At 71.8% G+C, this 11,837-nt stretch carries 13 protein-coding genes; 9 read left to right on the forward strand and 4 right to left on the reverse strand.

Features of this window, described 5'->3' with window-relative positions; translation table 11 throughout:
* Window positions 1-69: 69 nt before the first annotated feature.
* Window positions 70-2,202, reverse strand: coding sequence for a divergent polysaccharide deacteylase family protein (locus OG2516_RS18850; RefSeq protein WP_007254167.1), 2,133 nt, complete (start codon window positions 2,200-2,202; stop codon window positions 70-72).
* Window positions 2,203-2,326: 124 nt separating this feature from the next.
* On the opposite strand from OG2516_RS18850, the gene OG2516_RS03165 reads away from it, so the two are divergent.
* The 6 genes from OG2516_RS03165 (at window position 2,327) to lexA (ending at window position 7,144) form a co-directional block, all read left to right on the forward strand.
* Window positions 2,327-2,908, forward strand: coding sequence for an anthranilate synthase component II (locus OG2516_RS03165; protein ID WP_007254168.1), 582 nt, complete (start codon window positions 2,327-2,329; stop codon window positions 2,906-2,908).
* Window positions 2,905-3,924 carry an anthranilate phosphoribosyltransferase gene (gene trpD / locus OG2516_RS03170; RefSeq protein ID WP_040614934.1) on the forward strand — a complete coding sequence of 340 codons (1,020 nt, stop codon included), beginning with the start codon at window positions 2,905-2,907 and terminating at the stop codon, window positions 3,922-3,924. Before OG2516_RS03165 ends, trpD begins: the two co-directional genes overlap by 4 nt.
* On the forward strand, window positions 3,921-4,733 hold the full coding sequence (gene trpC, locus OG2516_RS03175; RefSeq protein WP_007254170.1) for an indole-3-glycerol phosphate synthase TrpC: 813 nt from the start codon (window positions 3,921-3,923) through the stop codon (window positions 4,731-4,733). Before trpD ends, trpC begins: the two co-directional genes overlap by 4 nt.
* Window positions 4,734-5,207, forward strand: coding sequence for a cyclic pyranopterin monophosphate synthase MoaC (gene moaC, locus OG2516_RS03180; RefSeq protein WP_007254171.1), 474 nt, complete (start codon window positions 4,734-4,736; stop codon window positions 5,205-5,207).
* Window positions 5,204-6,373: a molybdopterin molybdotransferase MoeA gene (locus OG2516_RS03185; protein WP_007254172.1), complete on the forward strand. Its 1,170-nt coding sequence runs from the start codon at window positions 5,204-5,206 to the stop codon at window positions 6,371-6,373. The genes moaC and OG2516_RS03185 overlap by 4 nt, the downstream gene beginning before the upstream one ends.
* Before the next feature lie 81 nt (window positions 6,374-6,454).
* Entirely contained in the window at window positions 6,455-7,144 is a 690-nt protein-coding gene (gene lexA / locus OG2516_RS03190) for a transcriptional repressor LexA (RefSeq protein WP_007254173.1), read from the forward strand.
* 40 nt (window positions 7,145-7,184) lie between these two features.
* Here lexA and OG2516_RS03195 read toward each other — a convergent pair whose 3' ends face one another.
* Complete coding sequence (locus OG2516_RS03195; protein ID WP_007254174.1) at window positions 7,185-7,844, reverse strand: peptidylprolyl isomerase; 660 nt, start codon at window positions 7,842-7,844, stop codon at window positions 7,185-7,187.
* On the reverse strand, window positions 7,837-8,343 hold the full coding sequence (locus OG2516_RS03200; protein WP_007254175.1) for a peptidylprolyl isomerase: 507 nt from the start codon (window positions 8,341-8,343) through the stop codon (window positions 7,837-7,839). Before OG2516_RS03200 ends, OG2516_RS03195 begins: the two co-directional genes overlap by 8 nt.
* Window positions 8,344-8,499: 156 nt before the next feature.
* On the opposite strand from OG2516_RS03200, the gene OG2516_RS03205 reads away from it, so the two are divergent.
* The 3 genes from OG2516_RS03205 (at window position 8,500) to OG2516_RS03215 (ending at window position 11,077) form a co-directional block, all read left to right on the forward strand.
* Window positions 8,500-9,675: a phosphoglycerate kinase gene (locus OG2516_RS03205; protein WP_007254176.1), complete on the forward strand. Its 1,176-nt coding sequence runs from the start codon at window positions 8,500-8,502 to the stop codon at window positions 9,673-9,675.
* A gap of 93 nt (window positions 9,676-9,768) precedes the next feature.
* On the forward strand, window positions 9,769-10,659 hold the full coding sequence (locus OG2516_RS03210) for a fructose bisphosphate aldolase (RefSeq protein WP_007254177.1): 891 nt from the start codon (window positions 9,769-9,771) through the stop codon (window positions 10,657-10,659).
* Between the two features lie 118 nt (window positions 10,660-10,777).
* Window positions 10,778-11,077, forward strand: a complete 300-nt coding sequence (locus OG2516_RS03215; protein WP_007254178.1) for an FtsB family cell division protein — start codon at window positions 10,778-10,780, stop codon at window positions 11,075-11,077.
* Here OG2516_RS03215 and OG2516_RS20625 read toward each other — a convergent pair.
* Entirely contained in the window at window positions 11,074-11,799 is a 726-nt protein-coding gene (locus tag OG2516_RS20625; RefSeq protein ID WP_007254179.1) for a hypothetical protein, read from the reverse strand. The two genes, OG2516_RS03215 and OG2516_RS20625, sit on opposite strands and share 4 nt — an antisense overlap.
* Between the last annotated feature and the right edge of the window lie 38 nt (window positions 11,800-11,837).

Here is an 11,837-nt window from a genome sequence, read left to right on the forward strand (position 1 = left end):
CCAGGCTATCGGGTAGCGCGGCGACTGCTATGGGATAGCAGTCAGTGAAGACCTCAAGAAATCAATTTCTTATCCGTCGTTCTTCAACAAGGCCGACACGGGCGCGACGGCGACCTGCCCCTCGCGCTGCGCGGTGCCCCAGAGGTTCAGCGCCGAGATCGTGTCGGGCCGGACCCGCGCCATGACCACGACACCGCTCTCCTGCCGCGCCCGGAAGGCGGCCTGTTCGAGGAAGCGGCGGATGACCCGGGCCTCCTGTCCGTCGCCGTCGAGGTCGCGGTAGACCTCGATCGCCGGCACCCCCGCCCGCTCCGCCGCGCGTACGCCGCTGTTGAGCCCTTCGGCGTAGGCCACCAGTCCGCGTCCGTCGGCGGCGAGCGCGGCCGTCGTCTGCTCCAGCGCGGCGCGGTTGCCCTGCAGCCCGTCGCCCCCCGCGTCGAACAGGATCACCGCCTCCGGCACCGCCGAGAACGCGACTTCCATCGCCACCTCGACATCCTGCGGCGTCGCCCCCGGCGGCACCCGCGCCAGCACTCCGACCTCGAAGCCCTGCGCGCGGTAGGTCGCCGCCAGCGCCGCCGCATCCGCATGGGCGGGGTCGACGGCGACGGTCACCGCGACCGGCAGGCCAGCCAGCGCCGCCGCCGCGCCCGGCAGCGCGCCGTCGTCGAGCAGGATTATCGACATCATCGGCCGACCGTCCGGCTCGTAGGGCGCGGCGTAGGCTTCGAGCGCGGTGGCGTCCGCCTCCGGCTCCGGCGTTTCGGTGACGGGCGTGACGGGCTGGCCCGGCAGCGTCGAGCCGGACTCCGACAGCAAGGCGAAGCGGCTGGCCGGGGTCTCGGGCTCGTCCGGCACGGCGGGCTCGGCGGGCGCGACCTCGACGACGATCGTCTCCACCTGTTCCTCGTCGGGCGGTGGCGGCGCGGCGGGCGCGGTGGCGACGTCGGCGGGCGCGTCCTCGGCAGGCGCAGCGAGGCCCGGCGGCGCGGTCGCCGCAGGCGCGCCAGCCTCGGGCGCGGCGTCGAGCGTGTCGTCCTCGGTGCCGGGCGTGGTCAGCCCGCCGGTCACGTCGGCGACATCCGGCGCGGGCAAGCTGCGCCCCGGCACGGCGGCCCCGGGCGCGTCCTGCGCCGCCAGCGGCCCCGGCGCGGCCGCCGTGCGCACGTCCTCGTCGGCGCGCGGCGCGACGACACCCTCGCCCGCCTCCGGCTCGCCCAGCCGCTCGGCTGCGATCGCCACGTCGGGCGCGGCCTCCGGCTCTTCAGGGCGGTCATACGCCGCGCCCTCGCTCGCCGCCGCCAGTCCGTTCGGCGCCGCGCCCGTCCGCACGGCCGCCTCGCCCTCCGGGACCTGGACCCCTTCGCCCACCTCGGGCGCCGTCGGCCCCTGCGCCGCTGTCGACACCTCGGGCGCGAGGTCGGGCGCATCGGGAGCGGCGAAGTCTTCGCTCTCCCCCACGTCGGCCAGCCCCGCCGGAGCCGCGCCGGCGCGCACCTCGGCCTCCGCCGCCGGAGCCGCGACGCCCGCCCCGTCCTGCGGCGCGCCGGGCGCAGCCACGTCCAGGGCCACCTCGGGCTCCAGCGCCTGCGCCACCTCGGGTGCGGCTTGCGCGTTCTCCTCGGCGGCGAGGGCCACCGGTGCGGTCCGCTCCGGCGCGCCCGCGTCGGCCTCGAGAATTTCCGCAGCGCTGTCCGGACCAGGCGCCGCCGGCGTCTCGGGGGCCGCGCCGCCCACCTCCGGCAGCCTCCCCGGCGCGCCGCCGGGCGCGACGCCGTCCGGATCGCCCTGCGGCGCCAGTGGCTCCGGCGTCACGGCCCTCGGCGCGTCGCCGTCGGAGGCGACAGGTACCCCTGCGCCCCCCTCGTCCGGCGCGTCGGGCTGCTCGGGCAGCACCACGTCGAGCCCCGGCGCCTCCGGCGCAGGCTCGCGCGGCGCCATCTCGACCGGCCCTTCGAGGATCACGCCGTCGTCGCCCCCGGGCAGCGCCACCGCCACGTCGCTGGCGTCCACTCCCGCGTCCTGCCGCGGCGCCATCTCGACCGGGCCCGCGCCGCTCGCCCCGGCTTCCGCCCCCTCGATCTGCGGCGGCACGGACGGTCCGTCGCCCGCCGGCGGCTCGCTGAGCAGCGACGCCGCCGAGAGCCCCGCCGCCGACACGACCAGCCCCCAGAAAACTCCGGATCCGAACCCTTGCGCCATCACCCTGCCTTGCCTGCCGATCGCCTGCGCGGACCTTGACGCCCTTGCGCATTGCGGCCCATGTATGGCCCCGACTATACCGGTTTCCGCACCGCGGACGGTAGCCCCCAATTCGGCCTGCCACATGCTCCTGTTGATCGACAATTACGACAGCTTCACCTACAACCTCGTGCACTATCTCGGCGAACTCGGGGCGCAGGCCGAGGTCCGCCGCAACGATGCGATCGACGTGCAGGAAGCGATGGCGCTGCGGCCGTCGGCCATCGTCTTGTCGCCCGGCCCGTGCGATCCCGACCAGGCCGGCATCTGCCTGTCGCTCATCGCCGCCGCCGCCGAGGCGCGCATCCCGCTCCTCGGCGTCTGCCTCGGTCACCAGGCCATCGGGCAGGCCTTCGGCGGCAAGGTCGTGCGCTGCCACGAGATCGTCCACGGCAAGCTCGGCGCGGTCGGCCACGAGGGCCGGAGCGTCTTCGCCGGCCTGCCCTCGCCGTTCGACGCCACGCGCTACCACTCGCTCGTCGTCGAGCGCGAGACCCTGCCCGATACGCTCGAGATCACCGCGAGCCTCGCCGACGGCACGATCATGGGCCTCGCCCACCGCGAACTGCCGATCCACGGGGTGCAGTTCCACCCCGAGAGCATCGCCTCCGAACATGGCCACAAGCTGTTGAAAAACTTCCTCGACATGTCGCTGGTCGCCGCATGAGCGACGCCATGAAGCCGCTGATCTTCGCCGCCTCCGAGGGCCCGCTGTCGCGCGCCCAGGCCGAGGCCGCGTTCACCCACCTGTTCGAGGGAACGGCCACTCCGGCGCAGATGGGCGGGCTGCTCATGGCCCTGCGCGCGCGCGGCGAAAGCGTCTCCGAGTACGCCGCCGCCGCCGCGGTGATGCGCGCCCACTGCATCCCCGTGCAGGCGCCCGAGGGCGCGATGGACATCGTCGGCACCGGCGGCGACGGCAAGCACACCCTCAACATCTCCACCGCCACCGCCTTCGTCGTGGCCGGCGCAGGGGTTCCGGTCGCCAAGCACGGCAACCGCAACCTGTCCTCCAAGTCCGGCACCGCCGACGTGCAAGGCGCGCTCGGCATCGACGTGATGGTCGGCCCGCAGGTGGTGGAGCGCGCCATCCGCGAGGCCGGGATCGGCTTCATGATGGCCCCGATGCACCACCCGGCGATGAAGCACGTCGGCCCCGTCCGCGCCGAGCTTGGTTGCAAGACGATCTTCAACATCCTGGGACCGCTCACGAATCCTGCCGGGGTCAGGCGCCAGCTCACCGGCGCCTTCGCGATCGACCTGATCTTTCCGATGGCCGAGACCCTGCAGGCGCTCGGCACCGAGAAGGCCTGGCTGGTGCACGGCGCCGACGGCACCGACGAGATCTCCATCGCCGGCCCCACCTCCGTCGCCGTGCTGGAGGGCGACCGCATCACCGCCCACGAGATCCACCCCGAGGACGCGGGCCTGCCCGAGCACCCGTTCCGCGACATCATCGGCGGCTCGCCCGAGGACAACGCCACCGCGTTCCGCGCGCTGCTCACCGGCGAGGCGGGCGCCTACCGCGACGCGGTGCTGTTCAACGCGGCCGCCGCGCTCGTCATCGCAGATCGCGCGAACAACCTGAAGGAAGGTGTTGAGATAGCACAGGAAAGCATAGACGGGGGCGCGGCACTGCGGGCGCTCGAGGCCCTCGCCCGCGTGACGTCGGAGGCGGCATGACCGAGACCGTGCTCGACCGGATCAAGGCCTACAAGCTCGAGGACGTGGCCGTGCGCAAGCGCGAGGTGCCGCTCGGCGACGTCGAGGCACGCGCCCGCGCCGCCTCGCCCGTGCGCGGCTTCGCCGAACGCCTGCACGCGGCCTCCATCGAGGGCTACGGGCTAATCGCGGAGATCAAGAAAGCTTCGCCCTCCAAGGGCTTGATCCGCGAGGATTTCGACCCGCCGGCCCTCGCCCGCGCCTACGCCGACGGCGGCGCCGCCTGCCTCTCGGTGCTGACCGACGGACCGTCGTTCCAGGGCCACGACGACTACCTCGTCGCGGCGCGCGAGGCGGTCGACCTGCCGGTGCTGCGCAAGGACTTCCTCTACGACCCCTACCAGGTCGCCGAGGCGCGCGCGCTCGGGGCGGATTGCATCCTCATCATCATGGCGTCCGTCTCCGACGCGCAAGCGCTCGAGCTCGAGCAGGCGGCGCAGGGCTGGGGCATGGACGTGCTCGTCGAGGTGCACGACGCCGCCGAGCTCGAGCGTGCCAGCCAGCTTCAGACGACCCTGCTCGGCATCAACAACCGAGATCTGCGCACCTTCGCCACGTCGCTCGACGTGACCCGGACGCTCGCCAAGATGGTGCCGCCGGACAAGATGATCGTCGCCGAAAGCGGCCTCGCCGCGCCGGCCGACCTCGCCGACCTCGCCCGCTACGGCGCGCGCGCGTTCCTCATCGGTGAGAGCCTGATGCGGCAGGCGGACGTCACCGCGGCCACGCGTGCCATCCTCGCCAATCCGCCCGTGCCCACGGGGCTTTAGATGCCGAAGCTCACGCACTTCGATGCGAGCGGTCAGGCGCACATGGTCGACGTTACCGACAAGGACGTCACCCCCCGCACCGCCGTCGCCGAGGGGTGGATCCGGATGAGCGTCGACACGCTCGCGCTGATCGAGGCGGGCGACGCCGCGAAGGGCGACGTGCTCGGCATCGCCCGCATCGCCGGGATCACCGGCGCCAAGCGCACCGCCGACCTGATCCCGCTCTGCCACCCGCTTCCGCTGAGCAAGGTCGCGCTCGACCTCGTCGCCGACGCCGACCTGCCCGGCATCCGCATCGCCGCCACGGTGCGCACCACGGGCCGCACCGGCGTCGAGATGGAAGCGCTGACGGCGGTCTCCGTGGCCGCGCTGACGGTCTACGACATGGTGAAGGCGGCGCAGAAAGACATGGAGATCGGGGGGTTGCAGCTCGTCTCGAAGGAAGGCGGCAAGTCGGGCCGCTACGCCCGGTGATCTCGGTCGCCGAGGCGCTCGCGGAGCTGTTCCGCCTCGTCCGCCCCACCGGGATCGAGCACGTCCCGCTCGCCGAGGCCGCCGACCGCTCCCTCGCCCGACCGCTCGCGGCCCGCCGCGACCAGCCGCCGTTCGCCGCCTCCGCCATGGACGGCTACGCCATCCGCGACGCCGATGCGCGGCCGGGCGCGTGCCTGCGCGTGGTGGGCGAGGCCGCGGCGGGGAGTGCTTTCCGGGGCGTGGTCGAGCCGGGGAGCGCCGTTCGCATCTTCACCGGCGCGCCGCTTCCGGAGGGCGCGGAGCGCGTGGTGATCCAGGAGGACGTGACGCGGGACGACGCCGAGATCACCCTGGGCAAAGATATCGAAGACAGCCGCAACGTCAGACCGTTAGGCGGTGACTTTCACGCAGGAGATGAACTTTCGCCGCGCCGGCTCCGTCCTTCCGACATCGCGCTCCTTGCCGCGATGAACCACGGGGAAGTGCCGGTCCACCGCAAGCCGGTGGTGGCCATCCTGCCGACTGGCGACGAGCTGGTGCAGCCGGGCGAGGAGCCGGGACCGGACCAGATCGTCGCGTCGAACAGCTACGGCCTCCACGCCCTGCTGCGCGAGGCCGGCGCCGAGCCACGGCTGCTGCCCATCGCGAGAGACGACGTCGCCTCTCTGCAAGCCGCGTTGCGGCTCGCGCAGGACGCCGACCTCATCCTCACCATCGGCGGCGCCTCTGTCGGTGACCACGACCTCGTCGCCCCCGCCGCCGAGGCGCTGGGGCTCGAGCGGGCGTTCTACAAGATCGCGATGCGCCCCGGCAAGCCGCTCATGGCCGGGCGCATCGGCGATGCGGCGATGGTCGGCCTGCCGGGAAATCCTGTGTCGGCAATGGTTTGCGGGCATGTCTTCATCCTGCCGATGATCGCCGCCTATCTCGGCCACCCCGCCGCGCCCGCGCCTCGCCGCACTGCGCCGCTGGCTGCACCTCTGGCGGCGAACGGCCCGCGCGAGCACTACATGCGGGCGCGGATCGGCCCCGCCGGCCTGACGCCCTTCGAGCGGCAGGACAGCGCGCTGCTGACGGTGCTGGCAGAGGCGAACGCGCTGCTCGTGCGGCCGCCCCATGACGGCGCGCGGCAGGCCGGCGAGGAGGTGGAGTACCTCGCGCTCTAGCTGCGGGGTTGACACAAAACGGGAACATCCATAGAACATCCTCGAACGCGCATCACGCGTGGCGAGAGGAGACCCATCCGGATGCTGACGAAGAAACAGCTGGATCTGCTTGAATTCATTCACAAGCGGCTGCAGGCCGACGGTGTGCCGCCCTCGTTCGACGAGATGAAGGAGGCGCTGGACCTGCGGTCGAAGTCGGGAATCCACCGGCTCATCACCGCGCTGGAAGAGCGCGGCTTCATCCGCCGCCTCGCCCATCGGGCCCGGGCGCTGGAGATCGTGAAGCTGCCCGACGCCCTGCAAGGCCGGGGCTTTACCCCGCGGGTGATCGAGGGCGACCGCCCCGATGCGTCGCCGCCGCCCGCGGCGAAGCCGGTCGAGGCCGCCGGTGCGGTCGAGTTGCCGGTGATGGGGCGCATCGCCGCGGGTGTGCCCATCGCCGCGATCAGCGAGGAGAGTTCGCGCGTGGCGGTGCCGCAGGGGATGATCGGGCGCGGGCCGCACTACGCGCTCGAGGTGCGCGGGGATTCGATGATCGACATGGGGATCAACGACGGCGACGTCGTGGTGATCCGCGAGACGGCGACGGCAGACGACGGCGACGTGGTCGTCGCGCTGGTCGAGGAGCAGGAGGCGACGCTGAAGCGCTTCCGCCGCCAGGGCTCGTCGATCGCGCTCGAAGCGGCGAATCCGGCCTACGAGACACGGATACTTCCGGCGGCGATGGTGAAGGTGCAGGGCTGCCTCGTCGGCCTGATCCGCACCTACTGACAAGCCGCGCCGCCCCCGTCCGCGGGGACGGCGCGAAGGATCACTCCTCGGCGGCCCGCACCTCGACGTCTTCCATGACGTCGGGCGCGCCGACGATGGCGCCGTTGCCGCCGGTGCCGAGCTTGATGGCGTCGACGACGTCCATCCCCTCAACCACTTCGCCGACCACTGTGTACTGCCCGTTCAGGTGCCCCGCCGGGCCGAACATGATGAAGAACTGCGAGTTGGCGGAGTCAGGGTTGTTGCTGCGGGCCATGCCGACGACGCCGCGTTCGAAGGCGATGTCGGAGAACTCGGCCTCCAGATCGGGCAGGTGCGAGCCGCCGGTGCCGGCGCGGGCGATGTTGGCGCCCGTCTTGCCGTACTCGACATCGCCGGTCTGGGCCATGAAGCCCTCGATCACCCGGTGGAACACCACCCCGTCGTAGGCCCCGTTCTCGGCCAGCGCCTGAAGGCGCGCGGCGTGCTTGGGCGCGGCCTCCTCGTTCAGGTCGATGACGACTTCGCCCTCCGCCTCGCCCGCGACCTGGATCACCAGGTACGGCCCCGGCGCGCCGGCGGCCCCGCCCCCGGCCGTCGCATCGGCGGGCGCGGCGGGCGCGGTCTCGTCGGTCTGCGCGCCCACCGGCAGCAACGTCCAGCCGAGCGCCAGCGCCGCGGCGGCGGCACCGGCCGCCAGAAGTCCGCCGCGCCTATGCATCCGCGGCGACCTTGACGGAGATCATGCGGTCCGGGTTCGCCGGCGGCTCGCCGCGGGTGATCGCGTCGACATGCTCCATCCCCGCGATGACGCGGCCGTAGACGGTGTATTGCCGGTTGAGGAAGTGGTTGTCGGAAAAGTTGATGAAGAACTGCGAGTTGGCCGAGTTCGGGTTCTGCGAGCGCGCGGCGCCGAGGGTGCCGCGATCGTGCGGGATGCCGGAGAACTCGGCCGGCAGGTCGGGCTTGTCCGAGCTGCCGGTGCCGGCGCGGCCCGGATTGTAGTCCTTCTCCATGTTGGCGTGCTCGACATCGCCCGTCTGGGCCATGAAGCCGTCGATGACGCGGTGGAAGGCGACGTTGTCGTAGGCGCCGTCGCGGGCGAGCTCCTTCATCCGCTCGACATGCTTGGGCGCGATGTCGGGCAGCAGCTCGATGGTGACGGTGCCGTCCTTCAGCTCCATCAGGATGGTGTTCTCGGGGTCCTTGATCTCGGCCATGGTGTCCTCATGCATGTGTCGCGCGGACCCTATTGCGCCCGCGCGCCGTTGTGAAGCGGCAGGCCCGGTCGCGCGCCGCCATGCGCCGGGTGCCGCCGGTTGACGCGGCGGCGCAAAGCGCTGACACCGGGGCCGACCGAGCACAGGAGTATCCCGATGAGCTGGAAGAGCCTCGACGACATGGACCTCGCGGGCAAGCGCGTGCTGACCCGCGTCGACATCAACGTGCCGATGGAAGACGGCCGCGTCACCGATGCCACCCGCATCGAGCGGATCGTGCCGACGGTGCGCGACATCCTCGACAAGGGCGGCCTGCCGATCCTGCTGGCGCATTTCGGCCGGCCCAAGGGGCAGGTCGTGCCCGAGATGTCGCTGCGCCACGTGGTGCCGGCGCTGGAGGAGGCGCTGGGGCGCTCCGTCACCTTCGTCGAGGGCGGTTACGGCGAGGCCGTCGCCGGGGCGGGCGACGGCGATGTGCTGCTGTTCGAGAACGTGCGCTTCAACCCCGGCGAGGAGAAGAACGACGAAGGCTTCGCCGAACGCCTCGCCAGCGTCGGCGACGTCTATTGCAATGACGCCTTCTCCGCCGCCCACCGCGCCCATGCCACGACGGAGGCCCTCGCCCACCTGCTCCCCGCCTGCGCCGGCCGGCTGATGGCGGCCGAGCTGAGGGCGCTCGAGGCCGCGCTCGGCGATCCCGAGCGGCCCGTGGTCGCCGTGGTCGGCGGCGCGAAGGTTTCCACCAAGCTCGACCTGCTGGGCAATCTCGTCACCCGCGTCGACACGCTGGTGATCGGCGGCGGCATGGCCAACACGTTCCTCGCCGCGCAGGGGCTCGACGTGGGCAAGTCGCTCTGCGAGCATGACCTCGCCGACACCGCCCGCGAGATCGCCGCCAAGGCCGCCGAGGCGGGCTGCGAGATCCTTCTGCCGCGCGACGTCGTCGTCGCGCGCGAGTTCAAGGCCGGGGCGGAGAGCGAGGTGGTGAAGGCCGAGGACGTCCCCGCCGACGCGATGATCCTCGATGCCGGGCCCGACAGCGTGGCCCATGTGGGGATGGTGTTCGAGCGCTCCCGAACCCTGGTCTGGAACGGCCCGCTCGGCGCCTTCGAGATCGAGCCGTTCGACGCCGCCTCCAACGCCGCCGCCCGGAAAGCCGCCGAGCTGACGCGCGCCGGCAAGCTCACGTCGGTCGCCGGGGGCGGCGACACCGTCTCGGCGCTCAACCAGGCGGGCGTGGCCGACGACTTCTCCTACATCTCGACGGCGGGCGGCGCCTTCCTCGAATGGATGGAGGGCAAGACCCTGCCCGGCGTCGCCGCGCTGAGGTGAGACGGCCCCTGCCCCGGTGGCGCTAACAGGTTTGCAACCGCGCCGGGGCTCTCTCATAAGCCGGTAAAGCGCAGACGAATTAGGGAGAAAGACATGGCGAACGAGGCGATGACGGCGCAGATGCGCGACGGCAAGGGGTTCATCGCGGCCCTCGACCAGAGCGGCGGCTCCACCCCGAAGGCGCTCAAGCTCTACGGCATCGAGGAGAGCGAGTATTCCTCCGACGCCGAGATGTTCGACCACATCCACGCCATGCGCACCCGCATCGTGCGCTCCCCCGCCTTCTCGGGCGACAAGGTGATCGGCGCGATCCTGTTCGAGGACACGATGAACCGCGAGATCGGCGGCATGTCGTCGGCGCAGTACCTGTGGCAGGAGCGCGGCGTGGTGCCGTTCCTGAAGGTCGACAAGGGCCTCGAGGCCGCGGCCGACGGCGTCAAGCTGATGAAGCCGATCCCCGGGCTCGACGACCTGCTCGAGAAGGCCGTCGGGCACGGCATCTTCGGCACCAAGATGCGCTCGGTCATCGACGCGGCCGATCGCAAGGGCATCGCCGAGATCGTCGCGCAGCAGTTCAAGATCGGCGCGCAGATCCTCGGCCACGGGCTGATGCCGATCCTCGAGCCGGAGGTGACGATCACCATCGACGACAAGGGCGAGGCCGAGGGCATCCTGCGCGAGGAGATCGAGAAGAACCTCGAGCAGCTCGGCGCGGACGAGCAGGTCATGCTCAAGCTGTCGCTGCCGACCTCGGACGACTTCTACCGCCCGCTGATCGAGCACCCGAAGGTGCTGCGCGTCGTCGCGCTCTCGGGCGGCTACTCGCGCGAGGAGGCGAACGCGCTGCTGGCGAAGAACCCGGGGCTGATCGCCTCGTTCTCGCGCGCGCTGACGGAGGGGCTCTCGGCGCAGCAGAGCGACGAGGAGTTCGACGCCAGGCTCGCCGAGGCGATCGACTCCATCTACACCGCCAGCATCACCTGAGGCGGCGCTGCCATTCGGCGCGGGCGCGGTGCGAAAGGGACTTCCCTTCCCGCCGCGCCCTGTGCCACCTTGCCCGCGAGCCCGCCCGACGAAAGAGGCGGCCGAACGAGGCACGAGCATGACCCGCAAGACCCGTATGCCTTATGGCGCGATCCTCTATTTCGTGGGGGCGCTGCTGTTGAGCTTCTACTTCGTCTTCGCCGCCGTGCAGGGCGATTACGGCGTGTTCCGCCGCGCGGAGGTGGATGCCGAGGCGCGCGAGTTGCGCGCCGAGCTGGCGCTGCTGCAGGCGGAGGTCGCCGAGATGGAGAACCTCGCCCGGCGGCTGTCCGACGCCTACCTCGATCTCGACCTCGTCGACGAGCGCGCCCGCGACGTGCTCGGCCTGATCCGCGCCGACGAGATCGTCGTCCGCTAAAGGACCGCGAAGAGCAGCGCGCCGTAGCCGGCCGCGCCGGCGAAGAACGGCAGGAAGCGGCTCTCCCGGTCTTCCGGCAGCTCTTCCTTCAGCACGTTCAGCACCACGCCTCCCACGAGGAACGCGCTCAGCGCGATGATCACCTGCTCGGGCAGCTCCACCATCAACGACAGCCCCAGCCCGCCCACGACGCCGCCGACCAGCAGCCAGCGGCCGATGCGGTCGTAGAGGTGGCGGTGGTCGTGGCGCAGGCCGATGTCGGTGGTGACGAAGTGCAGCGCCATGGCGACGGCGTAAAAGGTCTCGGAGCCGAGCGAGGTCTCCTCGCGGTGCAGCAGCAGGTAGCCGATCAGCAGGTTATAGGTCGCGAACGAGCCGAGATGCGCCCAGAAGATGCCGTCGCCCTCGTGCGGCGCGCCGCTGCCGTCCTGCGGGCGGCCGCCGCGGACGTGACGCTCGAGCGCGTAGAAGGCGGCCAGCCCGATCAGCGCCAGCACGTAGACCAGCTCGCCCGCGGCCCAATCGCTCTCGGCCAGCTCGTGTTCGTGCTCGGCGAGGTCCGGGAGCAGGTGGAGGAAGACGTAGGCCACCGCCACGCCGCCCGACGCCGAGACCCACCAGGCGCGGGGAATGTGGCCCAGCCGGTAGAGCGTGGGGGCGAACAGGTGGACGGCGGCGAACAGGGCCGCGGCGGCGACGGCGAGCAGGATATCGGCATTCATACCTCGCGAACCCGTCGTTTCGGCCGCGGGTTCCCCCG

The sequence above is a fragment of the Oceanicola granulosus HTCC2516 genome (genome assembly GCF_000153305.1).
Classification (GTDB): domain Bacteria; phylum Pseudomonadota; class Alphaproteobacteria; order Rhodobacterales; family Rhodobacteraceae; genus Oceanicola; species Oceanicola granulosus.

Bases quoted from the DNA above. Each gene is read 5' to 3' on its own strand.
- OG2516_RS03195 (WP_007254174.1), bottom strand. From the start codon at position 7,844: ATGCATAGGCGCGGCGGACTTCTGGCGGCCGGTGCCGCCGCCGCGGCG.
- OG2516_RS03205 (WP_007254176.1), top strand. From the start codon at position 8,500: ATGAGCTGGAAGAGCCTCGACGACATGGACCTCGCGGGCAAGCGCGTG.
- OG2516_RS03210 (WP_007254177.1), top strand. From the start codon at position 9,769: ATGGCGAACGAGGCGATGACGGCGCAGATGCGCGACGGCAAGGGGTTC.
- OG2516_RS20625 (WP_007254179.1), bottom strand. From the start codon at position 11,799: ATGAATGCCGATATCCTGCTCGCCGTCGCCGCCGCGGCCCTGTTCGCC.
- OG2516_RS03215 (WP_007254178.1), top strand. From the start codon at position 10,778: ATGACCCGCAAGACCCGTATGCCTTATGGCGCGATCCTCTATTTCGTG.
- trpD (WP_040614934.1), top strand. From the start codon at position 2,905: ATGAGCGACGCCATGAAGCCGCTGATCTTCGCCGCCTCCGAGGGCCCG.
- moaC (WP_007254171.1), top strand. From the start codon at position 4,734: ATGCCGAAGCTCACGCACTTCGATGCGAGCGGTCAGGCGCACATGGTC.
- OG2516_RS03165 (WP_007254168.1), top strand. From the start codon at position 2,327: ATGCTCCTGTTGATCGACAATTACGACAGCTTCACCTACAACCTCGTG.
- trpC (WP_007254170.1), top strand. From the start codon at position 3,921: ATGACCGAGACCGTGCTCGACCGGATCAAGGCCTACAAGCTCGAGGAC.
- OG2516_RS03200 (WP_007254175.1), bottom strand. From the start codon at position 8,343: ATGGCCGAGATCAAGGACCCCGAGAACACCATCCTGATGGAGCTGAAG.
- lexA (WP_007254173.1), top strand. From the start codon at position 6,455: ATGCTGACGAAGAAACAGCTGGATCTGCTTGAATTCATTCACAAGCGG.
- OG2516_RS18850 (WP_007254167.1), bottom strand. From the start codon at position 2,202: ATGGCGCAAGGGTTCGGATCCGGAGTTTTCTGGGGGCTGGTCGTGTCG.